The sequence below is a fragment of the Sphingobacterium sp. MAE genome, from assembly GCF_056711605.1.
In genome coordinates this window covers 559,307-583,381 of record NZ_CM160044.1, presented here as the reverse complement: position 1 = coordinate 583,381, position 24,075 = coordinate 559,307, and the positions used below count along the sequence as shown (strand labels likewise).

Annotated in this window: 25 protein-coding genes and 1 pseudogene; 16 read left to right on the top strand and 10 right to left on the bottom strand. The window is 37.1% G+C overall.

Annotation, left to right across the window (positions count from 1 at the left end; translation table 11 throughout):
- Positions 1 to 81 precede the first annotated feature (81 nt).
- From hisIE to AC06G9_RS02495, 10 genes are all read right to left on the bottom strand, one after another.
- Positions 82 to 666 (bottom strand): bifunctional phosphoribosyl-AMP cyclohydrolase/phosphoribosyl-ATP diphosphatase HisIE, encoded by a 585-nt coding sequence (gene hisIE / locus AC06G9_RS02540; protein ID WP_094771737.1) that lies wholly within the window; start codon positions 664 to 666, stop codon positions 82 to 84.
- Between the two features lie 104 nt (positions 667 to 770).
- Positions 771 to 1,523, bottom strand: coding sequence for an imidazole glycerol phosphate synthase subunit HisF (gene hisF / locus AC06G9_RS02535; RefSeq protein WP_248754848.1), 753 nt, complete (start codon positions 1,521 to 1,523; stop codon positions 771 to 773).
- A 2-nt stretch (positions 1,524 to 1,525) separates the two neighbouring features.
- Positions 1,526 to 2,278, bottom strand: a complete 753-nt coding sequence (locus AC06G9_RS02530; protein ID WP_045752638.1) for a 1-(5-phosphoribosyl)-5-[(5-phosphoribosylamino)methylideneamino]imidazole-4-carboxamide isomerase — start codon at positions 2,276 to 2,278, stop codon at positions 1,526 to 1,528.
- Positions 2,279 to 2,297: 19 nt separating this feature from the next.
- The gene (gene hisH, locus AC06G9_RS02525; RefSeq protein WP_045752637.1) at positions 2,298 to 2,891 is read right to left on the bottom strand and encodes an imidazole glycerol phosphate synthase subunit HisH; all 594 of its coding nucleotides are present in this window, start codon (positions 2,889 to 2,891) and stop codon (positions 2,298 to 2,300) included.
- Between the two features lie 76 nt (positions 2,892 to 2,967).
- Positions 2,968 to 4,107 (bottom strand): bifunctional histidinol-phosphatase/imidazoleglycerol-phosphate dehydratase HisB, encoded by a 1,140-nt coding sequence (gene hisB / locus AC06G9_RS02520; protein ID WP_045752636.1) that lies wholly within the window; start codon positions 4,105 to 4,107, stop codon positions 2,968 to 2,970.
- Between the two features lie 4 nt (positions 4,108 to 4,111).
- Entirely contained in the window at positions 4,112 to 5,170 is a 1,059-nt protein-coding gene (gene hisC / locus AC06G9_RS02515) for a histidinol-phosphate transaminase (RefSeq protein ID WP_480957466.1), read from the bottom strand.
- 184 nt (positions 5,171 to 5,354) lie between these two features.
- Positions 5,355 to 6,266: a ribonuclease Z gene (locus tag AC06G9_RS02510; RefSeq protein WP_045755769.1), complete on the bottom strand. Its 912-nt coding sequence runs from the start codon at positions 6,264 to 6,266 to the stop codon at positions 5,355 to 5,357.
- Position 6,267: 1 nt separating this feature from the next.
- Positions 6,268 to 6,648, bottom strand: a complete 381-nt coding sequence (locus tag AC06G9_RS02505) for an STAS domain-containing protein (protein ID WP_045755770.1) — start codon at positions 6,646 to 6,648, stop codon at positions 6,268 to 6,270.
- A gap of 17 nt (positions 6,649 to 6,665) precedes the next feature.
- Positions 6,666 to 7,616: a phosphoribosylaminoimidazolesuccinocarboxamide synthase gene (locus AC06G9_RS02500; RefSeq protein ID WP_045755771.1), complete on the bottom strand. Its 951-nt coding sequence runs from the start codon at positions 7,614 to 7,616 to the stop codon at positions 6,666 to 6,668.
- A gap of 46 nt (positions 7,617 to 7,662) precedes the next feature.
- Complete coding sequence (locus AC06G9_RS02495) at positions 7,663 to 8,628, bottom strand: PhoH family protein (protein WP_045755884.1); 966 nt, start codon at positions 8,626 to 8,628, stop codon at positions 7,663 to 7,665.
- Positions 8,629 to 8,983: 355 nt separating this feature from the next.
- Between AC06G9_RS02495 and AC06G9_RS02490 the strand changes: the two genes are divergently transcribed.
- The 16 genes and pseudogenes from AC06G9_RS02490 to AC06G9_RS02415 all read left to right on the top strand — a co-directional run bounded on the left by AC06G9_RS02490 (position 8,984) and on the right by AC06G9_RS02415 (position 24,052).
- The gene (locus AC06G9_RS02490; RefSeq protein WP_045755772.1) at positions 8,984 to 9,772 is read left to right on the top strand and encodes an SAM hydrolase/SAM-dependent halogenase family protein; all 789 of its coding nucleotides are present in this window, start codon (positions 8,984 to 8,986) and stop codon (positions 9,770 to 9,772) included.
- 70 nt (positions 9,773 to 9,842) lie between these two features.
- Positions 9,843 to 10,367 (top strand): hypothetical protein, encoded by a 525-nt coding sequence (locus tag AC06G9_RS02485; protein WP_045755773.1) that lies wholly within the window; start codon positions 9,843 to 9,845, stop codon positions 10,365 to 10,367.
- 57 nt (positions 10,368 to 10,424) lie between these two features.
- Positions 10,425 to 12,257, top strand: coding sequence for an ABC transporter ATP-binding protein (locus AC06G9_RS02480; RefSeq protein WP_248754851.1), 1,833 nt, complete (start codon positions 10,425 to 10,427; stop codon positions 12,255 to 12,257).
- Positions 12,258 to 12,362: 105 nt separating this feature from the next.
- Positions 12,363 to 12,770, top strand: coding sequence for a hypothetical protein (locus AC06G9_RS02475; protein WP_045755885.1), 408 nt, complete (start codon positions 12,363 to 12,365; stop codon positions 12,768 to 12,770).
- A gap of 72 nt (positions 12,771 to 12,842) precedes the next feature.
- Positions 12,843 to 13,502 (top strand): heme exporter protein CcmB, encoded by a 660-nt coding sequence (locus tag AC06G9_RS02470; protein WP_480957465.1) that lies wholly within the window; start codon positions 12,843 to 12,845, stop codon positions 13,500 to 13,502.
- Between the two features lie 33 nt (positions 13,503 to 13,535).
- On the top strand, positions 13,536 to 14,201 hold the full coding sequence (locus AC06G9_RS02465; RefSeq protein WP_346570165.1) for a cytochrome c biogenesis protein CcsA: 666 nt from the start codon (positions 13,536 to 13,538) through the stop codon (positions 14,199 to 14,201).
- Between the two features lie 25 nt (positions 14,202 to 14,226).
- Positions 14,227 to 14,442 (top strand): CcmD family protein, encoded by a 216-nt coding sequence (locus AC06G9_RS02460; protein ID WP_045755886.1) that lies wholly within the window; start codon positions 14,227 to 14,229, stop codon positions 14,440 to 14,442.
- A 124-nt stretch (positions 14,443 to 14,566) separates the two neighbouring features.
- Positions 14,567 to 15,550: a DUF6427 family protein gene (locus AC06G9_RS02455; RefSeq protein ID WP_480957464.1), complete on the top strand. Its 984-nt coding sequence runs from the start codon at positions 14,567 to 14,569 to the stop codon at positions 15,548 to 15,550.
- Positions 15,551 to 15,771: 221 nt separating this feature from the next.
- Positions 15,772 to 17,097, top strand: coding sequence for a BamG family beta-barrel-assembly machinery protein (gene bamG, locus AC06G9_RS02450; protein ID WP_480957463.1), 1,326 nt, complete (start codon positions 15,772 to 15,774; stop codon positions 17,095 to 17,097).
- 13 nt (positions 17,098 to 17,110) lie between these two features.
- Complete coding sequence (gene lptC, locus AC06G9_RS02445) at positions 17,111 to 17,719, top strand: LPS export ABC transporter periplasmic protein LptC (RefSeq protein ID WP_045755887.1); 609 nt, start codon at positions 17,111 to 17,113, stop codon at positions 17,717 to 17,719.
- Positions 17,720 to 17,880: 161 nt separating this feature from the next.
- The gene (locus AC06G9_RS02440) at positions 17,881 to 19,986 is read left to right on the top strand and encodes a peptidylprolyl isomerase (protein ID WP_045755779.1); all 2,106 of its coding nucleotides are present in this window, start codon (positions 17,881 to 17,883) and stop codon (positions 19,984 to 19,986) included.
- Between the two features lie 61 nt (positions 19,987 to 20,047).
- Complete coding sequence (locus AC06G9_RS02435; RefSeq protein WP_045755780.1) at positions 20,048 to 20,560, top strand: DUF2480 family protein; 513 nt, start codon at positions 20,048 to 20,050, stop codon at positions 20,558 to 20,560.
- Positions 20,561 to 20,601: 41 nt separating this feature from the next.
- On the top strand, positions 20,602 to 21,387 hold the full coding sequence (locus AC06G9_RS02430) for a DUF3108 domain-containing protein (protein WP_045755781.1): 786 nt from the start codon (positions 20,602 to 20,604) through the stop codon (positions 21,385 to 21,387).
- An 8-nt stretch (positions 21,388 to 21,395) separates the two neighbouring features.
- The gene (locus tag AC06G9_RS02425) at positions 21,396 to 21,959 is read left to right on the top strand and encodes a DUF3109 family protein (protein WP_045755782.1); all 564 of its coding nucleotides are present in this window, start codon (positions 21,396 to 21,398) and stop codon (positions 21,957 to 21,959) included.
- Between the two features lie 58 nt (positions 21,960 to 22,017).
- Positions 22,018 to 22,990: pseudogene (locus AC06G9_RS02420) on the top strand (polyprenyl synthetase family protein).
- Positions 22,991 to 22,993: 3 nt separating this feature from the next.
- The gene (locus tag AC06G9_RS02415; RefSeq protein ID WP_045755760.1) at positions 22,994 to 24,052 is read left to right on the top strand and encodes a TerC/Alx family metal homeostasis membrane protein; all 1,059 of its coding nucleotides are present in this window, start codon (positions 22,994 to 22,996) and stop codon (positions 24,050 to 24,052) included.
- Positions 24,053 to 24,075: the final 23 nt, after the last annotated feature.

The following is a 24,075-nucleotide window of genomic DNA, read 5'->3' as shown; positions in this document are numbered from 1 at the left end:
TTCCACCAATTCTTGGAGTAAAATCGCATGGAATATAATTCATGTGACCCTAATTTTATGCTGTATTTTAAAATTAGCGTATTATTGATGTCTGCTTTCTAAATTTTTAGCAATGGTCTCCAAAGAAATACCTTTCTCACGTAGTAGAACCAACAGATGGAATAATAAATCTGAAGTTTCATTGATAAAATCATGCTCAGTCTCTGTCAATGCTGCGATAACAGTTTCAACAGCCTCTTCACCTACTTTTTGCGCGATCTTGTTAATTCCTTTTGAACGTAAACGATTGACATAAGACTCGTCAGAAGGAAATTCATAACGATGCTTAATAATACGTTCGAGCTCCAATACGAAATTTTGATTAAATTCTGTATTGAAACAGCTGCGACTACCGGTATGACAAGTCGGGCCTGCTGGTCTTGCTTTAATTAATACCGTATCTTGATCACAATCAATATGCAATCCTACCACTTCTAGAAAGTTTCCACTTTCTTCACCCTTAGTCCACAATCGATTTTTACTTCTTGAAAAAAAAGTAACGCGCTTTTCGGCTTGTGTTTTTTGCCATGCTTCTTCATTCATATAGCCGAGCATCAACACTTCCAATGTTTGGGCGTCTTGTACAATCACTGGGACAAGTCCGTCACTTTTTGAAAAATCTAACATTTCTATTTTTATATTGTATGGAAGTCTTGAGTAGGTTAACTTCATAGCACTCACGCTCTAACCTACTAACGATCTAACTTCCCTAACTATCTAACCTGCTCACCTTATCTTACCACAATCCCATTGCTCCTTAGCGTATCTTTTAATGCTGGGATCAGTATTTCCCCATAATGAAATACCGAAGCTGCTAAAGCGGCATCAACATTGGCTTGTTGAAATACATCCACAAAATGCTGTTGATTTCCCGCTCCACCAGATGCAATTAAAGGAATCGTAATCGAATCATTGATTTTTTTCAATAATCCATTATCAAATCCATTTTTTGTACCATCATGGTCCATAGATGTCAGTAAAATTTCACCTGCACCCCGCTCTTGCGCTTCGCGAACCCAATCTTCAGTCTTTAGTTCTGTTTGGATACGCCCCCCACTTAAATGAACAAAATTTTGTCCTTCTAGGTACCGCGTATCAATTGCGACAACAACAAATTGCGCTCCAAAAGCTGCAGCGAGATCATTAATTAACTGGGGATTACGCACTGCTGCCGAATTGATCGAAATCTTATCAGCACCAGAATTTAACAGTATCTCAGCATCCTTCATTTCGTTAATTCCACCCCCGATTGTAAATGGAATATTAACTTGACGAGCCACTGCTTTCACCAAATCGATCGTTGTTTTACGGCCTTCATGTGTGGCCGCAATATCTAGAAAGACCAATTCGTCTGCTCCTTGTTGGGAATATTGCCAAGCCAATTCAACAGGGTCACCTGCATCACGTAAGTCAACAAAATTGACTCCCTTTACTGTTCGACCATCTTTAACATCAAGACACGGAATTATACGCTTTGCTAACATCCTTAGAAGTTAATTAACGATTTCAGATTCCAATCTTTGATTTCTTCAATGGTAATCCTATTCTCATAGATTGCTTTACCAACCACAACAGATTCCATCGTTCCCAATGCGTTTAAATTGCTAATATCTTCCATAGAACTAATACCTCCAGATCCTATTAATTTGATAATTGGGGAGTGATCTAATAATTTCTTATACAACTCAACTCCTGCACCACCTAATTTACCATCTTTACTGATATCAGTACATAAGAATCTATAAAAACCTAATGCAAGACATTTATCGATATACTCAATTAATTTGATCGGAGATGACTCTAACCAACCGGAATACTTAATCACCTCGTCCAATACATCAATAGCGATCACGATATGATCAGCATATTTTACTTTGCCTTCGTTCAAGGTACTCAACTCTTCCAAAAATGATGGATTAGTAATTGCTTGCGTACCTACAATAACACGGTAGATACCAGCATCCACTAATTCCTTAACTTTATCAATACTGCGAACACCGCCACCGTACTGAATTTTCATTTCTGTTTTTTGAATGATGTCAAATAAATATTCTTGGTTACTAAAATCACCTTTTGCACCGTTAAGATCAATGATATGTACCAATTCTGTACCATTTGCATGATATTTCTCAATCTGCTCTTCTAAACTGATCTCATAAGTAGTGACGTCATTATAGTTTCCTTCTCTCAAACGAACAACTTTCTTATCTAATACGTCAATAGCGGGTATAATATACATTGTAAACTTTTTTTATTTGCTAACTTAATTTTGAAAAATTCAATAATAACTGCTCCCCTACTTTTCCGGATTTTTCGGGGTGAAATTGTACACCGTAGAAATTGTCCTTCGCTATAGCGGCCGAAAATGGTAGTCCATATGCACACATCGCAGCAGTGTATGCTGTATCATATTCAATGAAATAGGAATGTACAAAGTAAAAATAAGCATTATCTTCTATATTGCTGAATAATGGATTGTCATTTCTAATGGATACGCTATTCCATCCCATATGGGGAACTTTCTCTTTAATTTTTTGATCAAAGTGCAAAGTCTTTAAAGGAATGATGGAGAGTAGGTCTGCATTTCCTTCCTCTGAAAAATCGGTCAGCAACTGCATTCCCACACAAATACCCAATACTGGTTTTTTAATCGTATGAATACATTCTGCCAATCCAGAAGCACGAAGTTTTTGCATTGCTGCCCCCGCATGTCCTACTCCAGGAATGATGATGCGGTCGTACTGATCTAACTCCTCTTCCTGATTGACCATACCATAGGTAAGGCCCACGCGCTCTAAAGCTGCTGTCAATGAAAAAATATTACCAGCTCCGTAATTTATAATTCCTATCATTTTTATTGTTTTTAGATCTGAGATACCAGACCGCCAATAAGAGACAATAGCTAAACTATTCCCCTCTCCTCTATTTCTACAAAACTCCTTTAGTACTCGGCAGCTCCATATAATCAGCATCACGTCGTACTGCTTTCTTTATTGATTTGGCAAATGCCTTAAAGATCGCTTCTATTTTATGATGCTCATTGTCGCCTTCAGCTTTAATATTCAAATTGGACTTTGAAGCATCGGAGAATGATTTGAAAAAATGGAAAAACATTTCTGTTGGCATATCTCCAATTTTCTCACGCTTAAATTCAGCTTCCCATACAATCCAGTTACGTCCACCAAAATCCAGTGCGACTTGTGCAAGACAATCATCCATAGGTAAAGTGTAAGAATAGCGCTCGATACCGCGTTTATCACCCAATACCTTCAAAAATATTTCTCCTAACGCTATACCTGTATCTTCTATGGTATGATGCTCATCAATATGTAGATCTCCTTTTGCTTTAACAGTCAAATCGATCGCACCGTGACGTGCTATTTGATCTAACATGTGATCAAAAAAAGGTAAACCTGTTTCTATATCTGCTTTACCCGAACCATCTAAATTCAATTTGATATAAATATCGGTTTCATTCGTCTTACGATGATGTTCACCGGTACGTGTACCCAACTTCAAATATTCATAGATAGACTTCCAATCGGTTGTTTCCAAACCTATTGTTTCACTGTCGATCAGTACATTTTCCAAAACACCAAGATCATCATTATTGCGTAACCAAATGGCTTTGGCACCTAAATTTTGAGCCAATTTCACATCATTTACACGATCACCAATAACAAAAGACTGCGCTAAATTGTACTTTGAAGGATCAAAATAATCCAAGAGCATGCCAATACCAGGTTTACGCGTTGCCGCATTTTCATGAGGAAATGTGCGATCGATATGTTCTTTCGAAAAAACAACTCCTTCTGCTGCAAATGTGTCTATAATAAATTGATGGACAGGCCAAAAATTTTCCTCTGTATGCACTTCAGTACCTAGACCATCTTGATTGGATACTAATACTAATTCGAAATCTAATTCTTTCGCGATGCGTGGAAGGTATTGCAATGCACCAGGGTAAAACTTAAGTTTAGCAAAAGAATCAATTTGTTGATCCTCTGGTTCCAAAATTAAAGTACCATCACGGTCGATAAACAATACACGTTTGAGCTGATTAGGCATTATTTTAAATATTGAATGTGGTTAATTTTTCTAATAATATTTGGTTTTCTTCTGGTGTGCCAATGGTAATGCGCAGACACCCTGCACACAGTTCTACCTTCGAACGGTCACGAACAATAATACCGCGCTCCACCAAATGCGTGTAAACACCTCTTGGATCGTTCATTTTTACTAAAATAAAATTTGCATCTGAAGGGGTGATATGTTGCACCATTTCAAGTTGCTGCAAAGCTTGCATCAATTTCTCGCGCTCTTCAACGGTTTGCTTGATCCAGCCATTGACTTGATCGACATGTTCCAACGCTTCTAGTACGATGTCTTGTGTCGCTTGATTAATGTTATAAGGTGGCTTTATTTTATTGAATACCGCTATAATTTCGGAACTGGCAAAAGCCATTCCCAAACGTAAAGCAGCTAGTCCCCAAGCTTTCGAAAGTGTTTGCAAAACAACCAAATTTTGATATTCAGCAAGTTCTTGAGTGAATGATTTTATTGGAGAGAAATTGATATATGCCTCATCCACTACAACCAAACCATCAAAATTATTCAAGACCGTTTCGATATCATGACGGTTGATACTGTTTCCTGTAGGATTATTTGGTGAACAAATAAAAATCAATTTAGTATGTTCATCAATTGCATCTGCTATCGCTGGAAGATCTAATTGATAATCAGGTGTCAAATTGACCTTGCGAAAAGCAACATCGTTGATGTTAGCTGAGACCTCATACATACCATATGTAGGTGGCACTAAAATCACATTATCGATCCCCGGATTACAGAATGCACGAAACAGGATATCGATGGCTTCATCACTTCCATTACCTAAAAACATATTCGCTGCAGGAACACCTTTGATCTGTGACAACTTATGCTTTACTTGATGTTGAAGAGGATCTGGATAACGGTTGTAGTTATGCGCTAAAGGAGAACCAAAAGCGTTTTCATTGGCATCAATTAATATTGATGCTTCCCCCTTGAATTCATCTCTAGCAGAAGAATAAGGTACGAGATTTTTAATATTTTCCCGTAATAGTTTCGTTAAGTTGAATGGAGTATCCATTAATTTATTAAATTTTAAATCGTAAACTTAGATAAATTTGCTTAGATACACAATCATATTTGCGGATGTAAGCAAAATTATTCGGTAGCATAGCTCTTTAATGTATCTTCTAATAGGTGCTGTGACGACCAGTTTCCCCTAGGTTTTTGAGTTTTTTTAATAAAAAGAAAATCGACCGATATCATTATACGCTAAACCATTTTCCTTCTTGAGATAACATGGTATCCGGGAATATGGATTGCGCTTCTACTAATAAGGGTTGTAAATCTTTATATCGTGCAGAATAATGCCCGAGTAACAATTTACTGGCATGTACTTCTTTTGCAATTTCTCCTGCCTCTAAAGCCGTGGTGTGAAATGTTTCCTTTGCGCGATCAACCATTTCATGGAGAAAGGTAGATTCGTGATAAATCAATGTCGCATGCTGAATATAAGGCAGGTAGTTCGCTGTACGAACGGTGTCAGAACAATATACATAACTTCTGGATAATGGTGCTGGTAAAGTAAAAGCATCAGCTTTGAATACCTGTCCATCTTCACGGACATAGTCTACTCCATTCTTTAACAATTGATAATAGGCTACCGGTATTTTTGCTTTTTCGATCTCCTCTACGAGAAGGTGCCGCGAACGCGGTCCTTCATCAAAACGAAATCCCGTACATGCAATACGGTGTGTCAGCGGAAAAGTGCTTACTTTAATGGATCGATTTTCAAAAATTACCTGCGGTTCTTCAGCCGAAGTTTCATGAAAGATCAGATCGTAACGAAGTATAGTCTCCGAGTATTTGAATTGGACTGCAAGAATCTCATCTAGACCCTTTGGCCCATATAAATGAAGATCACTCTTGCGTCCTATCAGGTGCATGGAGGACAATAGCCCGACTAAACCGAGATAGTGATCCCCATGCAAGTGACTGATAAAAATATGATTAATCTTATTGCTTTTAATTCCATAGCGCGTCAATTGCATCTGAGTACCTTCTCCACAATCAACTAAAAACAATTGTTCATTGAAGTTTATGACTTGACTTGTTGGATGCCTATCGTACATAGGCGTAGCGGAGCTATTACCTAAAATCAAAACTTCAAATCGCATATTACTTTTCTTTCTCGCCTCTATAATCCAGTTCTAACTCATGTGCAAAAACACGATCTTCGGCATCCTTAACCGAATTAACAATGATAAATCGGGTTTGCAAATGTGTCATTTCCAATACATCGAGAACTTCAGAGTCTAAATTTGCAAGAATAAAAAGTCCACCACTTGAATCACAAAGGCGATTCGCCAATAGCGCTAGACGAATACTGCTTTCATCTATTTTTCGCACATTGGATAGATCTAAAATGATATTACGCTGACCAACCGTATTTCTCAGCAGAAATTCACCTTTCAGTTTTACGGCTTTTTCTGCATCAAGGTTATCACAAAGCGGTTCTATCACAATATAACGGTCATGCTTATCAATCGTATATTTCATAATTTAGATTCTTTCAATTAATACTTTAATTGTTTTAAAGCCTGTGCAACATGACGTTCAACACGGTTTAAAACGTCTTCCTCATTTGGATAGACAAACTTTTCGCCTACAATATGCTCATAAAGTTCGATATATCGTTCAGAAATTGATTTTATTATTTCATCTGTCATCTCCGGCACTTGTTGTCCATCTTTACCTTGAAATCCATTTTCAATTAACCATTTACGAACAAATTCTTTGGACAACTGTTTTTGCGGTTCACCACTTTCTTGACGTTCGGCATAACCTTCTGCATAAAAATAACGTGAAGAGTCTGGTGTATGAATTTCGTCAATCAAGATGATTTCGCCATCTTTTTTTCCAAATTCATATTTCGTATCGACCAAGATCAATCCTCTTTCCGCTGCGATTTCTGTACCACGTTGAAATAACGCTTTTGTATATTTTTCCAACTGGATATAGTCCGCTTCGCTAACGATTCCTTGAGCTAAAATAGCGTCTCTTGAAATATCCTCATCGTGACCTACAGCAGCTTTGGTAGTCGGAGTGATAATAGGTTCAGGTAATTTATCATTTTCTTTCAGCCCTTCTGGCAATGATTCACCACATACGGAACGCTTACCCGCACTGTACTCACGCCACGCATGCCCCGATAAATAGCCGCGAATCACCATCTCTACTTTAAACGGCTCACACATGCGACCAATAGTCACACTTGGATCTGGAACAGAAACTACCCAATTTGGAATAATATCTTCAGTTGCTTTCAAAAATTTAGCTGCGATTTGGTTCAAGACCTGACCCTTGTAAGGAATAGGCCTTGGCAACACGACATCAAATGCCGATATACGGTCGGAAGCAACCATCGCCAAATATTCATGTGCAATGGTGTACACATCACGTACTTTACCTCTATAAAAAGCGGTTTGATTTTCGAAATTAAAATTTGTTTCTTGTATTGCGTTCATATTATGAGTGGATAGTCTTTCACTATCTCCATTTTATTATTGACTATTAAATATCTCCGTATGCTTCTAAAATACGTTTTACCAATTTATGACGTACGACATCTGCTCCACTTAAATGAACAATATCGATTCCTTCAATATTATCCAGCAACCTGACAGCTGTTGCTAGTCCAGATTGGTTTTTTCTCGGTAAATCAATTTGCGTTACATCGCCAGTGACAATAAATTTTGCAGTTGGCCCCATTCGGGTCAAAAACATTTTCAATTGCATATCTGTCGCATTTTGAGCCTCATCCAGGATCACAAAACAGTTGTCCAAAGTACGCCCACGCATAAATGCCAATGGGGCAACTTCAATTGTTCTATTTTCCAAATATCCTTTCAATTTTTCAGGAGGAATCATATCGTCGAGTGCGTCATACAATGGACGAAGATAGGGATCCACTTTTTCCTTCAAATCTCCAGGTAGAAATCCTAAATTTTCACCAGCTTCTACCGCCGGTCGTGTTAGGATGATACGTTTGATTTCTTTGTTGCGCAACGCACGGACAGCTAAGGCCACAGCTGTATAAGTCTTGCCTGTACCTGCAGGACCAATTGCAAATAGGATATCACTTTTAGAAATGCTATCCACCATCTTTCTTTGATTTGGTGTACGGGCACGGACGATAATCCCATTTGGACCATATACGATAGGTTCCGCACCGATCGAGGCCGCTTTTTCTGCTAACAACTTTTCCTCTTGTTCTGCAGACCCAGAGGCTGCCTGCATCAAATTTTCCAAATCCATCAAAGAAAGTTTGTTGTACTTTTCCAAATGGCTGATAACATCGTCAAAGGAATTTTTAAAAGATTCGAGTTGTTTTTCATCACCCAGCACTTTCATTTCATTGCCTCTAGCGACAATTCTCAATTTGGGATATTGCTTTTTTATATAGTCAAAGTGCTCATTTTGAGCACCCCAAAGTATCGCTAGATTGACATCATCCAATGTAATTTGCAATTCGTTCAAATCATTCAATTTAAGGTGAATTATTTCCGTAATGGTAACATATTAACAACCATCAACCAATATTCAAAAATACAGTATTAATATGAATTCTGACAGCAGAATATACAATAAAAATAAAAAAAAGAGTTCATTATTTATTTTTATATTGGTGGCTATCAAGATTAAAAAGTCAGTTCGTAATCGGAGCGTATGGAATATGATGATTGTATTTATTTTTATCAGAAGACATTACGTACTTTTGTGTACCTTTTCTTTTTTTTGAGTTAATTTTACATTAATTTTGAGGTTTTGGTTGATAGATTAAATCCATAACAAAAAGAAATACAGGGTATATCATAAAGGGAAATAAACAAGAATGGGAGTTATTACATTAACAACAGATTTAGGACATAAAGATTTCTATCAGGCAGCATTAAAAGGCAGTTTGATATCGGAACTCCCCGATGTCCGAATTGTTGATATTACGCATGAAATACCTGCCTTCAATATTCCGAGAGCGGCATTTGTATTGGCTAACGCCTATCATTATTTCCCAAAAAAAACGGTTCACATTATCGGGATAAACACATTATTTCACGAAGGCTCGCGCTACGTAGCAATGCGCTATAACGATCATTTCTTTGTCGGAGCTGATAATGGGATATTCAGCTTGCTTTTAAATGGAGAACAACCTCAGGAGCTTGTCGAAATAAACCTGATTCAGGATCTTCGATACCTGCATTTCCCGCTGGCGGATATATTGACCAAATCGGCCTGCCATATCGCAAAAGGAGGTAAATTGACTGACATTGGCAATAGCATTGACCAAACAGTAGAAAAAGTGACCTTACAACCGATATTCGACAACGACACGATTCGTGGCAATGTCGTTTATGTAGATGCATTTGGAAACGCAATCACAAATATCTCTAAAGAACTTTTCAATCGGGTTCAAAAAGGAAGAAGTTTCACCTTATATTTTAAAAGAAGTGAAACCATCACCAATCTTTCTTGGAATTATAATGAAGTAACCGAAGGAGAAAAGCTATGCTTGTTTGGAATTAGCAATTTTTTGGAAATCGCCATGAATAAAGCCAATGCAAGTCAACTATTGGGCTTGTTTGACGATGAGTCACATATCATCCGGATCGAATTTCACAATTAGTTGCTCCATGGATTATTAAACTTTTTCACGATTCATCTGTCTTACACGAAGGTTTTAAAAATATCTTAATATGCAGTCATTAAAGCGACTTTCTGTTCTTTTTCTCTTTTTAATAAGCTTATCTGCCTCTGCTCAAAATGCAGACTCCACTTCCTTTGAAGCACAACGAATGCGTGTCAATAAGCTCATTGAAGACCGAAAGGTAAAATTTGGAGAATATGATATGAGTTTGGAGAAGAAAACAGGAATATTTGGACTGTTTAAATCAAAAGATGATATGCAGAAGACCATCGATATTTTAAAAAATATCGTCATCACCGACAATAATATCTTTCTTGAAACACGCAGGCTTATCAGCATCAAAGATGATGAAAAACAAAAATTTCAAAACTTAGCTTCGGAATATGATAAGCAGGTTTCAGCCTATATGGCGACCATCAACAAACTGCAAAAAGAGAACGAAAAGCTCAAAAAAGAACGTGATAACATAGATTCCAGCGATAAAAGCACAAATATTTTTCTATATATCGCCCTAGGTATCATAGCTGTACTGGGTTATTTGCTGTATCAAAACCAAAAAATTACTAAAGGATGATAAGTGATTGACCTAGAGTGCTTATTTTTGCAGGTCTCAATATTAAATTGATGGTCTATGGCAAGAGGATTTAACAGCGGAAATAAACAAGAAGAAGAACTACCAAAACCGAAACTTAATAAGGAATTATTTAAAAAAGCGGCACAAATTCTTTCATATCTAAAACCTTTTAGAACGAAGTTTTTGTTAGGTATGCTTTTTTTAGCTCTTTCTAGTTTAGCTATGCTGACGTTCCCAGCACTTTTGGGTGCTATGATCGACGCCGCGGAAGGAAGACAAACCTATAAATGGCTCCCTGCAAACGTATTCGAAATCGGCTCTATCGCTTTCGCCATCCTCACCTTTACTTCAATCGTATCCTTTTTTAGAATTCGCATTTTTGTTGAAATAGCAGAAAAATCTCTTGCTTGTATACGTCGAGATTCTTACCAAAAATTAATGTCTCTTCCGATGGAGTTTTTTGCAAATAGGCGCGTTGGAGAACTAAACAGTAGACTGTCTGCAGATTTAGCACAGATACAGGATACCATGACCACTACATTAGCTGAAATCTTGAGACAATGCATCAGTTTATCATTTGGCGTAGCTTTATTGGTTTTTGTGTCGCCAAAATTGGCTTTAATGAATCTTTGTATACTGCCGATACTCGTTGTTACAGCCATCGTTTTTGGTAAATTTATCCGTAATCTCTCCCGTCAAGCTCAAGATAAATTAGCAGAATCAAATACCATCGTTCAAGAGACCTTACAGGGTATTAGCAATGTTAAAGCTTTTGTAAATGAATATTATGAGACCAAGCGTTATTCAAATAAGCTCGACGCAGTTGTCAAATTAGCAGTGCGAGGGGCGACTTACCGTGGCGCATTTGCTTCTTTTATCATCTTCTGCATATTTGGAGCTGTCATTGCCGTCATTTGGTATGGTTCGACGCTCGTGTTTCTGGGAGAAATGTCTGTTGGAGATCTGACCACTTATATCTTATATTCGATGTTTGTTGCCGGTTCGATGGGAAGTTTTCCAGAGCTATACGCCAATATTCAAAAAGCTTTGGGCTCCAGTGAACGCGTTTTGGAAATCTTAAGTGAGGAACAAGAGCCCATCACGATTGATGAAACTTCTAAGGAAATCAGAAAACACTTTCATGGTGACCTGACATTCAATAATGTATCCTTTTCTTATCCAAGTAGACCAGATATTAAAATTTTAAAAAATATCACTTTTCATGCTAAAGCGGGACAAAAGATTGCTATCGTCGGTCCAAGTGGTATCGGAAAGTCGACCATAGCTTCTTTGGTGTTGCAGTTTTATAAGCCCGATGGCGGCGAAATACTTTATGATGGCATGAGCAGTGAAGAATATTTACTGACCGACATCCGCAATCAAGTCGCTATTGTACCTCAAGACGTTCTTCTTTTTGGAGGCACCATTCGTGAAAATATTGCTTATGGCCGATTGGATGCCGAAGCAGATCATATTATTACTGCTTCAAAACGAGCTAATGCCCACGAGTTCATCATGAACTTTCCCGAGGGCTATGATACACTGGTTGGTGAAAGAGGCGTCAAATTATCTGGTGGTCAACGCCAACGTATCGCTATTGCCCGTGCTTTATTAAAAGATCCAGCCATATTAATCTTAGATGAAGCAACTTCATCACTGGATTCTGAATCTGAGAGACAAGTTCAGATGGCATTGGAAGAACTGATGAAAGGCAGAACTTCAATTATAATCGCACATCGACTGTCTACAATTGTAGACTCTGATCAAATTATGGTGATCGAGAATGGTACCGTATCTGAATCGGGTAATCATATCGAACTGATGAGCAAAGGCAGTGGGCTCTACCATCATCTATACTCCTTGCAGTCAAAACAAAAGGTTCAAATGTAAAAATTTGTTAATTAAGTATCACTCTCAAAACTTTTCTCTTACTCAGCTGTTTATTTGGTATCATAGTTGAATGAACTACATTAGAGAATATAAAATATGAGCGATATGAAAAATAAAAATGGATTAGTAGCATTTGCGTTAGTAGGTTTAGCAGCAGGTGCTGCAGCATGGTATTTATTAGGTACTGATGACGGTAAAAAACAATTAAGTCGTGCTAATGACGGTATTAAAGATCTAACTCGTTCTTTAAAAGACGTATCAAAGAGAGAAGCAAAGAGAGCACGTAAATTAGCAAATCAGGCTTCTGAAGAATTACATGCTTTAAAAAACAAAGCTACAGAAGGTTTGGGATCATTAAAAGATAAAGCTTCTGATGAATTTGATGCTTTAAAATATAAAGCTAAAGAAGCAGGCAAAGAAGCGTTGAACAATACCAATGGAGCGGCGCATAAATTAGCTGATCACGTTGATGATGCTGTTGATGCAGCAAAAAGCAAAGTTGATAAAGCATAATACTTTTTAAATTTACTTCCCCGTTGCACTATTCACTCAGCATATTACAATTCATTTGTATCTTTGTGCTGTATGAATTTACTACAACAGGTAAAAACTTTAGTCTATAAAGATGCTATTCTAGAATGGCGGTCTAAATATGCCATCAATAGCATTTTACTATATGTAATATCTACAGTATTTGTTTGCTACCAAGCATTCAAATCTGTAGATGCTACCATATGGAATGCACTCTTTTGGATCATTATGTTATTTGCATCTGTCAATGCAATAAATAAAAGCTTTATCCAAGAAAGCCAACAACGCCAGCTCTATTATTATTCCATCGTAAACCCCAGAGCAATCATTCTTTCTAAGATTTTCTACAACATGTGCTTAATGGCGTTTTTAGCTATAATAGCATTTGTAACGTATTCCATTATTTTCCGAAATCCTTTAGGAGATCCTTCCTTGTATTTTTTTACGGTTATCCTCGGCAGCATTAGTTTTGCTTCGGTTTTCACGATGGTATCTGGCATAACGTCAAAAGCGGGCAACAATAGTACACTGATGGCCATCTTAAGTTTTCCCGTGATCATCCCTTTATTAATTGTATTGATTAAGCTGTCACAAAATGCCATGCAAGGAATAGATCGGGCACAAAGTATAAATGAAATCGTCGTTTTAATTGCAATTAATATCATCACAATAACTGTTTCTTTATTGTTATTTCCTTACCTTTGGCGTGATTAATTTCACAATTACAATTTTTAAATATTCATTATAATGAGAAAAAGTTGGTGGAAAATTTTGGCAGTAGTCTTAATTTCCTTAGTCATCATTGCAGGGCTGCTTGGTCCGGTACCTGCTTTATTCCTTCTTCATGAAACCATCCGAAATGTTTATTTCCATGTCCCAATGTGGTTCGCGATGCTATTTCTATATTTAATATCTGTTATATACAGCATCAAATACCTGAATACGGGTAAGCAAGAGTATGATTTCATGGCTGTAGAAGCCGTCAATACAGGTATTACCTTTTGTTTTATGGGTTTGGCTACCGGTATGCTCTGGGCTAATATAACATGGGGAGATCCTTGGCCCAATGACCCTCAACTCAATGGGGCAGCGATTGCGACACTAATGTATTTGGCCTATCTGGTATTAAGAAATGCCCTTGAAGAGGAACAAAAAAGAGCAAAAATATCTGCTGTTTATAATATTTTCTCTTTCCCGATTATGGTCGTATTACTTTATGTACTACCAAAATTGACCGATTCTTTACATCCTGGAAGTGGAGGAAACAACGCTTTTAGCACCCTAGATATGAACAACCAATTACGACCAGTATTTTACACAGCTGTTATTGGTTGGATTTTGATCGGTACATGGATGCTTTCCTTGCGCTACCGCATGCGCCTCATCGAGAGCAAACAAAATGAAATTAATTAGTTTTTTAAAATTTATTACACTGGATATGAAAAAGTTATCACTGTCAATCGCTTTAGTTTTAATGTCAACATTGAATATATTTGCGCAAAGCGATATTGATATGGCTACTGGGCTAAGAAGTTCAGGTAAAATATATGTGGTTGTTTTGGTTATGCTCGTTCTATTTTTAGGAGTGGCTAGTTATTTGTTTATCTTGGATAGAAAAATAACAAAATTGGAGAAGAAACAAGATCAGAAATAATTGCCATTTAAGATGTTTTAAGCAATGCTATCATAGGAAAAATATGATGGCATTGTTGGTTATTACAATACCAATTCGAAATTAAAATAGTAATATTGTAGGTAATAAATGAAAAAGGGTATACATGATTATCAGTCAATTTAGGAAATACACACCCATTAATATTGTTCTTCTTATCCTTATCGGGTTTTTCTTATGCTTTGGCGTATTCATTCACCTACCTGAAAAACTTACTCCTATTCTATTTGAACCCGCTTTGGGCAATTTATTAGGGAAAGATGGGATCAATGCCCTATCTCCTCAAATGAATGTGCTGGTCACATTAGGTTTGACAATTATTCAGGCGACCATACTCAATCGTATCATCGGCCATTTCAACTTGTTGGGTAAACCTAGTTTTTTGGTGGCTCTTATGTACTTGACTCTGGCCAGTTTATTTTTACCTTTCCTGGTCATATCCCCTACGCTAATCTGTAATTTCATTTCCGTGTGGATGTTAAGCAAATTATTGAGCTTATACCGCCAACAAGATATTAAAGCACTCATGTTTGATCTGGGTATGATCGTAGCAATCGGAAGCTTAATTTATTTCCCATTCATTATTATGTTTCTCTTGCTGTGGATCAGTCTGATCATATTCAGACCGTTCAATTGGCGAGAGTGGGTCTCACCTTTATTAGGTTTTGCTACCATTTATTTTATTCTTGCGGTGATTTATCTGTGGTTAGGAAGAATACAGGACTTTTATAGCATCTGGCTCCCCTTGACCAAGACATTTCCGACAACCGTTCAAATGGAAATCCATGATTATTTTGTGTTGATTCCCATTCTATTTAACCTGATTCTTTTTCTATTCATTCTAAAAGATAATTTTTTCAAGAGTGTTGTCCATATTCGTAAATCATTTCAGCTCTTATTTTTTATGTTAATACTAGCCTTAGGTTCATTCTATTGGAACAAGCAAATAACAGAAACGCATTTTCTATTATGTGCTCCACCTTTAGCGATTTATATGGCTTACTATTTCACACATGCGAAGAAGAAGTGGGTTTTTGAGAGTGTATATGCGATCATTATTTTAACAATCTTGTATTTTCAGTTTTTCTAAAATTTTAGGAATCAGTAGTTTAACCTTTTTTAACAAAATCAACTCTACAAGGTCGCAAAAATTAAATAGTTTTGTATGCTGAGAAGATCATCATAAATTATAAATTGGATTCGATTTTTGACCCATTATTACGGTCTTTTCGCATATATTTAGAATCTTTGAACACAAAAAATTAATATCATTTAAATAAAATATAAGTTTCGCAACTTTAATCTATAATCATGCAGAAACGCTTTTTAAGCTCCATTACAAATAAAGTACCTCAAGTGTTATTGACTTTAGGCTTATTATACAGCTCGTCAGCAGCATTTGCGCAGAAGTCGACGTCTGCATCTCCCTATTCACAGTTTGGCTTTGGCCAAATGCGTGAAGATCTACTTCCACAGCAACGTGCTATGGGTGGTTTATCAACTGCTATTCGTTATTTTGGATCAGTTTACAATACCAATCCAAGCAATCCAGCTTCTTACTCTGCAGCTCAGTTCAGTACTTTCGATGCCGGATTATATGGCAACTTTACGCAATTGAGCAGTAGTAACAAGACTGATAATACCGCAGATTTTGCTTTCAGTCATATCACCATGACTTTTCCAATGAAAAAAGCGGGTGGTATTAGTATGGGTATTTTACCTTATTCTGATCTGGGATACAACTCGAACAGCGTACAAAAATTAGACTCCATCAATTATAGAAAAGTATTCACAGGAGAAGGTGGTCTTACAAAAGCATATTTCGGATATGGTGTTAATGTGACGAAAAACTTGAGCGTGGGTGCCAATATTTCTTATTTATTCGGAACATTAAATGATTTTAGGCGAACAGAATTCCCGTACAATTATGGTGCGCTAAATGTACAGCAGCAAGATAAACGTGAGATTCAAGGTATGAGTTTTGACTATGGTGCACAGTATTATGCAACCATTAAAAAAGAGTACTCTTTGACGATCGGTTACTCCGGATCACTTAACAATGCTATCCATGACCGTACGACATCTTATACCACTCGTATAGCTCCTTCGGCAAATAGCGATGACTCCAATATTGCACTAGATACTATTTATAAGACAGATCGCGTGAGAAGGGATCTAAACCTTCCTTTGAAACACAATGTCGGGATTACATTTGCAAAAACGAACCGTTGGTTAGTTGGTGCTGAATTTAAATATGCGGATTGGTCTAAGTTTCAAGTCAGAAAAGATGAAGCAAACCTAAAAACAAACTATGGTTTTGCTATTGGTGGACAGATCACACCCGATCCAACTTCATTTAAATATACCAACTTGATGGATTATCGTATCGGTTTCCGTTATAATAAAACACAATATTATATCAATAAACAGGATATCAATGATATGGCGATCACCTTTGGTGTCGGCCTTCCTTTAGCAAGAAACCCATATTCAGGGGCTTTTTCTAAAATTAATATCTCGGCAGAATTGGGACAGATGGGTACTATCAACAACAGCTTGATCAGAGAAAGATACGTAAACTTAAATGTTGGTTTTACCTTGAATGACCGTTGGTTTAGAAAGAATTCAATTGATTAATCAAGATATCGTTATGGCAACGCATACAATTGCCTCAAAAAAGCATGATACATTGCCTCTACTGCTCCTTCTTGCAGTAGGGGCAATATTCTTTACGGCATGTGAACCCGATCTTAAGGAAGTGGACCGCATTGCCAATCTTAAAAAAGAAGAGGCCGTGGATATTTCTCGTCATGTCAATGTGATCTACAGTGATTCTTCTGTCGTAAAAGCAGAAATGAGTGCCCCCGAAATGCGGATCAAACACGATAGTACACAGGTCTATGAGTTCCCGCAGGGAATAAAAATCATATTCTACGATAAGGATGTACGCGAGACGCAACGGATCACCTCGGATTATGCCATTCAGCACGAAGCTGCAAAGACCACAACTTTTAAAAAGAATGTTGTGGTAACCATGGCTGATGGATCAATTATCAAAACGGATGAAATCGTATACGACGAAGCTCATGAATCCTTTTATAATCATATGCCTATAACAGCCTATTTCAAAGACAATAGAGGAAATCTACAAGGCTCTTCATTCACTTCAGATAAGGATTTTAAGAAAATAAATATTCAAAATTCGACCGGAGTGATGATCGTAAAAGACAATAGTATGTTTCCCTCATTTGGTCAGTAGAAACCGTTCAAAACAAATTTGAATGAAATAAGTTTCGCTTAATCAGAAATTATTACTCTTTTTTTTATAAAAATTGTATCTTGCACCGCATTTAGGCATACTATTTCCTAAATAATGGTATTAACAAGTATTTAAACAATAATAAACACAATAAACAGACTATGGGATTAATGAGCTTTTTGCGCAACCGAGCTGGTTTCATATTAACAGGAGCTATGGCTGTGGCAATTCTAGCATTTTTATTAGGAGATGTTGTCAAATCTGGAACTCCGTTTTGGGCTAAAAACCAAAATCGCGTAGGAGAAATAAACGGAGAGAAAATCGATGTACAAGAATTCAACCAACAAGTTGATCAAACAGCTGAAATGTTTAAACAACAAATGGGTGGAAACTTGACTCCTCAAATGAAATCATACGCTGTACAACAGGTATGGAATCAATTGTTGCAAAAAGAAATCCTAAAAGGTGAAATCGAAAAAATCGGTTTAGAGGTTGGTAAAAATGAATTAAATGATTTGGTAACAGGTCAAAATCCTTCGAATCAAATCGTTCAAGCTTTTACAGATCCACAAACAGGTCAATTTAATCGTAACCAGCTTGTCACATTCATCTCACAAGTGAACAGCTCAGGCAATGCTCAAGCTGCTCAACAATGGGAAATGTTATTAGCTGCTGTTAAAGAAGAACGTTTGAACAACAAATACACAAGTTTATTAAATAATAGTGTGTATGTTACTTCATTAGAAGCTAACGATGAATACCAACAACGTAACAAATTAGCAAATTTCAAATACGTATTATTGGATTATGCATCGGTTAAAGATAGTGAAATCAAAATCACAGATGCCGATTACCAAGCGTATTACGATGAGCATAAAAACTCATTTAAAAATCAAGAAGAAACGCGCACTGTAGAATACGTTGTTGTAGATGCTCGTCCAACAGCTAAAGACATCAACTTTGCAAAAGAGACAATCAACAAGTTAAAAACAGAATTAGCGACTTCTACTAACGATTCCTTATTTGCTTCTATCAACTCCGACAATAAATACCCATATACTTTTGTTAAGAAAGGTCAATTAAGTCCTGCTTTAGACTCTGTGCTTTTCAATGTTCCTGCTGGAACAATAGTAGGTCCTTATGAGTCTAATGGTTTATTTGAAATTGCAAAAGTAACTCAAACAACCGTAGGTCCTGATTCAGTAAAAGCGAGCCACATCCTATTAAATGCAACTGCAGAAGGTGGTGTTCAGAAAGCATTAGCAAAAGCTGACTCGATCAAAGGTTTGTTGGCTAAAGGGGAGAGCTTCGCTTCACTAGCTGTTCAATTTAGTACTGACGAGGGCAGTAAAATTAATGGTGGAGAATTAGGAACTTTTGCACGTGGTCGTATGGTCCCTGTTTTTGATAATGCAGTTTTCAATGGAAAAACGGGTGATATCAAAGTAGTGGAATCACAATATGGTGTGCATATCATCAAAATCGAAAATCAAATTGGTTCTGCAAAATATGTTAAAGCTGCCATCGTAGATAAAGCAATCATTAGTGGTAAAGAGACATTAAGCAATGCACATAGCAAAGCGAATGCCTTCTTAACCGTTGCTACAGCACAGAACTTCGCTCAAGAAGCTCAAAAATTAGGTTTAAAAGCAGCAACAGCTTCTCGTGTATTAGCTATGGATAATACATTGGATGGCAATGAAGCTCCTAGAGAATTGATCAAATGGGCTTTCGACGCTAAAAAAGGAGAGATCTCGGATCGCGTTTTCGAAACAGAACAATCTTATATCTTAGCACATCTTGTGGATGTTCAACCTAAAGGTGTTTTACCGTTGACAGCTGTGAAAAAAGATATTGAGCCTGCTGTTAAGAATGCTGTTAAAGCAAAATTATTGACAGAGAAAATGAATGCTGCATTAAGTGGTGCCGCTTCGCTTGATCAAGTAGGTCAAAAATTAGGTAAAACTCCAGTAGCAGTTGAGAATATCGTTTTGGCAAATCCTGTAATCCCTGGTGTATCTTTGGAAAATAAAGTAGTGGGTACCGTATTTGGTTTACAGCCGAATAAACCTTCTAAAGCAATTGAAGGAGCACAAGGGGTGTATGCTGTTCAAGTAAATGGTTTTGTTAATCCTGCAGCTATTCCTGACTTAAATGCACAGAAAAAACAAATATTAGCTTCAAAAATTCAACGTTCATGGGCTTCTATTTTCAAAGCGCTTCAAGATAAATCAGAAATCACTGACAATCGCGTGAAATTCTTTTAGAATATTTTTAATTAACTTTGTAGCCGGACGAGTATATCGTCCGGCTTTTTTATTATTTGATATGGATATTCAAACTGACATTGTAAATAAAGTTGCTCAAAGTGGTATCATCACTGTAGATCTGGCTAAATTCAAACCGACAGGTGAACTTGTGGAGTACGATATCAAGGATAATCTTTTTCATGGCTTGATCTTAAAAGAGAAGGACTTTAGAGACTTTATTAAAAACCATGACTGGTCAGCCTATACAGGCAAACATGTGGCGATTACATGTTCTTCTGATGCGATCGTTCAAACTTGGGCCTATATGCTATTGGCAACCAAATTAGAGCCATTTGCAGCAACTGTTGTATTTGGAGATCTTGCAGAGCTAGAACGCATTCTCTATGCCAAAGCTATTGCTGAAATCGATATGGCAGCATATACAGACCAGCGGGTGGTCGTGAAAGGTTGCGGCGATATCAAAATTCCTGAATCTGCCTTTGTACAATTCTCGACGAGCTTGGCCAAAGTAGCTAAAAGTATCATGTATGGGGAACCATGTTCTACCGTTCCCGTGTTTAAACGTAAATAGCGGTATTCGTAATTTCAAAATATTTTTGTATTCTTACGTATATGAAAAAGCTAGTCTCGTTAACACTATTAATACTCAGTTTCTGCGGTCAGATATTTGCTCAAGAACTCCCTCATTTAAAAGAATCTGCATTTAAAGGCGGTGAAAAATTGCAATATAAGTTGAAATACGGATTTTTATCTGCAGCCACAGGTTTATTAACGGTCACCGACACTAAAAATGGAAACGGTGCCTCTGCATTCAGATTGTATGCGACGGGAAAAACTGCAGGGGCTTTTGCTCTCTATACTGTAAAAAACGAATACAATTCATATATTGATGGGAAATCTTACCTTCCTTATTACTATACCGAAAATATCAGAGAAGGTGGATACAGGCGTAATGATAAGGTAACATTTGATCAAAAAAGCAGATCAGTAAGCGGAAATAAGGGCAATTTTAAAAGTACAGTTTCACAAACTTTTGATTTATTATCAGCGTACTATTTTGCAAGAAACTTAGATCTTTCATCAGTCAAACCTGGAGAGTCGTTTAAATTAACCTATTTCCTAAATGACGAGATTGCGACGTTAGGGATTACTTATATTGGTGTAGAAACCATAAAAACAGATTTAGGATCTTTAGAATGTCTTAAATTCAGTCCGGAGATAAAGCCAGGCAGAATTTTCAAGAAAAACAGTAAGCTCTATCTTTGGGTAACCAATGATGGCAACCGTATTCCGGTGAAAGCTAATGTAGACATTTTGATCGGTTCTGTAACATTAGAACTTATACAAGCCGATGGCTTGAAACATAAACTTGGCCAAAGGGCGAGTTATTCAAAATAAATAATATCATGATAGAAGTAGGAAATGTATTAGTGCACGAAGATTTGATTAACAATGATTTCGTATGCAATCTTTCCAAATGCAAAGGCATTTGCTGTATAGAAGGGGATTCCGGCGCTCCATTGAAACAAAATGAGCTGGCTATACTAGAGGAGATCTATCCAAAAGTAAAACCTTACATGACAGCTAAAGGCATAGAAGCAATAGAAGAGCAAGGGACACATGTAGTCGATATGGACGGTGATCTAACGACGCCCTGTGTAGATGGCAATAAAGAGTGTGCGTATGTAACCTGGGAAAACGGAATCACAAAATGTGCGATCGAAAAAGCCTATGAGCTAGGAGATATCAATTGGAAAAAACCAATTTCATGTCACCTCTACCCTATCCGTACGACAAACTACCCAGAATTTGATGTGCTTCACTATGACCGATGGCATATTTGCAAAGATGCTTGTACATTTGGCAAAGAGCTACAGGTCCCTGTGTACAAGTTCCTTAAAGATCCATTGATCCGAGAGTATGGTGACGAATGGTACCAAAAATTAGAGAATGCCGTAGATTCATTATAATCTATTGCTTATATTTATAGACATTTAAGGAGATAATAGTGGTTTTTAACCATCTTTCATGCTGAAATTAAAAGAAATACAACGTCCCATCCTCAAGGAATTGGCAACTTTTGAAACTGAATTTAAAGCTTCAATGAAAAGTTCCATTCCTCTGTTAGATCGTATCACAGGATATATTGTTAAAACCAAAGGAAAACAGATGCGTCCCATGTTTGTTTTCTTTTCGGCGGGTCTATGTAATGGTATAAAAGACTCAACCTATCGTGGTGCTTCGTTAGTCGAATTGCTACATACAGCCTCTTTGGTACACGATGATGTCGTGGACAATGCCAATGAGCGTAGGGGCTTCTTTTCGGTAAACGCACTTTGGAAAAATAAAGTCTCTGTTTTGGTTGGTGATTTTTTACTTTCCAAAGGATTGCTGCTTTCAGTGAAACACCAGGAATATGATTTACTGAAAATTGTTTCTGAAGCTGTGGAACAAATGAGTGAAGGCGAGTTATTACAGATTGAAAAAGCGCGCAAACTAGACATTGAAGAGTCGATTTATTTTGAAGTGATCCGTAAAAAGACCGCCTCATTGATTGCCTCTTGCTGTGCATGTGGCGCCTCTTCATCCGGTGCCAACGAGCTAACAGTGAAAAAACTGCATGCTTTTGGTGAAAAAATCGGCATCGCCTTTCAGATAAAAGATGATTTGTTTGATTTTGGAATAGATGATGTCGGCAAACCACTTGGTAATGATATCAAAGAAAAGAAAATGACCTTGCCTTTGATATATGCCTTAAGCCAATCCGATAAGTCGGAGAAAAGAAGAATCATCAATTTGGTTAAAAACCATAGTGAAGACAACAAAAAAGTAGCAGAAGTCATTGCATTCGTTAGACAAAGTGGCGGGTTGGAGTATGCAACTGAAAAAATGTTAGCTTACCAAAAAGATGCTTTTAAAATATTAGATGAATTTCCTGATAATGAATATAAAAACAGGATTGCTAGAGCTTGTCAAATTTACAACTGAAAGAAAAAAATAGAAAATGAGTCACGAGATCATGTTTTTTGGAGGATTTTTAATCTTCATTATTTTAATGTTAGCTATCGATTTAGGTGTGTTTTCAAAAGGAGACAAAACTGTATCCCTAAAAAGTGCTGCCATCATGAGTATCATATGGGTACTTTTAGCGTTAGGCTTTTACTGGGTATTACGGCACTATGGCCACGAATTGCACAATATCCATGATCTAGATCACCTACAACAAGTCATCAAAGCCCATCTGCATGATGTTAAAATCATTCCTGGCGATCTAGAGGGGAGCATCGCATTATATAATAATAACCTTGCCTTAGAATTTATCACAGGCTATGTGGTCGAATATGCCCTATCTGTTGATAATATCTTCGTGATGGTACTCTTATTTTCTTCTTTCGGTATTCCAGAGCGTTACTACCATAAAGTATTGGTATGGGGAGTTATTGGAGCTGTGCTCATGCGCTTTATCTTCATTTTCCTTGGAGCTGCCTTGATTACAAAATTTGGATGGATTCTTTATATATTCGGTGGATTTTTATTGATAACGGGTGTTAAAATGTTCTTAAATAGAAATCAAGAAGATGAAGTAGATCCGCAAAATCACCCTGTCGTAAAATTTGCCTCTAAATATTTTAAAGTAACACCAAAACTTGACGGAGGACACTTCTTCCATGTTGAAAACGGCGTCAAATACATGACTCCTTTATTCTTGGTTTTACTGGTGATCGAATTTACAGATTTAATCTTCGCGGTAGATTCAATTCCTGCCATCTTCTCTGTGACAAAAGATGCTTATGTCGTGTTTTTCTCTAATATCTTTGCGGTATTAGGTTTACGCTCCATGTTCTTCTTATTGGTCAATATCATCCACAAGTTCCATTACTTAAAGGTGGGATTAGCATTTTTATTAATATTTATCGGTTTAAAAATGTTGCTTCACCACTGGCTGGTACAAATCGGATTTTCAACGTCCCATTCGTTGATTATCATCGTCAGCATTCTAGTGATTAGCGTCGTTGCATCCTTAATGTTTCCGAAGAAACAGGATCTCAAAATAGAAAACTAAAAAACAACGGGGCTTTAAAAGCC

Excerpts from the sequence above, each read along its gene's own strand:
- AC06G9_RS02415 (WP_045755760.1), top strand. The coding sequence starts at position 22,994 with ATGAGTCACGAGATCATGTTTTTTGGAGGATTTTTAATCTTCATTATT.
- AC06G9_RS02490 (WP_045755772.1), top strand. The coding sequence starts at position 8,984 with ATGGGAGTTATTACATTAACAACAGATTTAGGACATAAAGATTTCTAT.
- hisIE (WP_094771737.1), bottom strand. The coding sequence starts at position 666 with ATGTTAGATTTTTCAAAAAGTGACGGACTTGTCCCAGTGATTGTACAA.
- AC06G9_RS02455 (WP_480957464.1), top strand. The coding sequence starts at position 14,567 with ATGATTATCAGTCAATTTAGGAAATACACACCCATTAATATTGTTCTT.
- AC06G9_RS02505 (WP_045755770.1), bottom strand. The coding sequence starts at position 6,648 with ATGAAATATACGATTGATAAGCATGACCGTTATATTGTGATAGAACCG.
- hisH (WP_045752637.1), bottom strand. The coding sequence starts at position 2,891 with ATGATAGGAATTATAAATTACGGAGCTGGTAATATTTTTTCATTGACA.
- AC06G9_RS02500 (WP_045755771.1), bottom strand. The coding sequence starts at position 7,616 with ATGAACGCAATACAAGAAACAAATTTTAATTTCGAAAATCAAACCGCT.
- AC06G9_RS02435 (WP_045755780.1), top strand. The coding sequence starts at position 20,048 with ATGGATATTCAAACTGACATTGTAAATAAAGTTGCTCAAAGTGGTATC.
- AC06G9_RS02460 (WP_045755886.1), top strand. The coding sequence starts at position 14,227 with ATGAAAAAGTTATCACTGTCAATCGCTTTAGTTTTAATGTCAACATTG.
- AC06G9_RS02470 (WP_480957465.1), top strand. The coding sequence starts at position 12,843 with ATGAATTTACTACAACAGGTAAAAACTTTAGTCTATAAAGATGCTATT.
- AC06G9_RS02430 (WP_045755781.1), top strand. The coding sequence starts at position 20,602 with ATGAAAAAGCTAGTCTCGTTAACACTATTAATACTCAGTTTCTGCGGT.
- AC06G9_RS02440 (WP_045755779.1), top strand. The coding sequence starts at position 17,881 with ATGGGATTAATGAGCTTTTTGCGCAACCGAGCTGGTTTCATATTAACA.
- AC06G9_RS02530 (WP_045752638.1), bottom strand. The coding sequence starts at position 2,278 with ATGTATATTATACCCGCTATTGACGTATTAGATAAGAAAGTTGTTCGT.
- hisF (WP_248754848.1), bottom strand. The coding sequence starts at position 1,523 with ATGTTAGCAAAGCGTATAATTCCGTGTCTTGATGTTAAAGATGGTCGA.
- bamG (WP_480957463.1), top strand. The coding sequence starts at position 15,772 with ATGCAGAAACGCTTTTTAAGCTCCATTACAAATAAAGTACCTCAAGTG.
- AC06G9_RS02480 (WP_248754851.1), top strand. The coding sequence starts at position 10,425 with ATGGCAAGAGGATTTAACAGCGGAAATAAACAAGAAGAAGAACTACCA.
- AC06G9_RS02485 (WP_045755773.1), top strand. The coding sequence starts at position 9,843 with ATGCAGTCATTAAAGCGACTTTCTGTTCTTTTTCTCTTTTTAATAAGC.
- AC06G9_RS02475 (WP_045755885.1), top strand. The coding sequence starts at position 12,363 with ATGAAAAATAAAAATGGATTAGTAGCATTTGCGTTAGTAGGTTTAGCA.
- AC06G9_RS02465 (WP_346570165.1), top strand. The coding sequence starts at position 13,536 with ATGAGAAAAAGTTGGTGGAAAATTTTGGCAGTAGTCTTAATTTCCTTA.
- AC06G9_RS02425 (WP_045755782.1), top strand. The coding sequence starts at position 21,396 with ATGATAGAAGTAGGAAATGTATTAGTGCACGAAGATTTGATTAACAAT.
- AC06G9_RS02510 (WP_045755769.1), bottom strand. The coding sequence starts at position 6,266 with ATGCGATTTGAAGTTTTGATTTTAGGTAATAGCTCCGCTACGCCTATG.
- hisC (WP_480957466.1), bottom strand. The coding sequence starts at position 5,170 with ATGGATACTCCATTCAACTTAACGAAACTATTACGGGAAAATATTAAA.
- lptC (WP_045755887.1), top strand. The coding sequence starts at position 17,111 with ATGGCAACGCATACAATTGCCTCAAAAAAGCATGATACATTGCCTCTA.
- hisB (WP_045752636.1), bottom strand. The coding sequence starts at position 4,107 with ATGCCTAATCAGCTCAAACGTGTATTGTTTATCGACCGTGATGGTACT.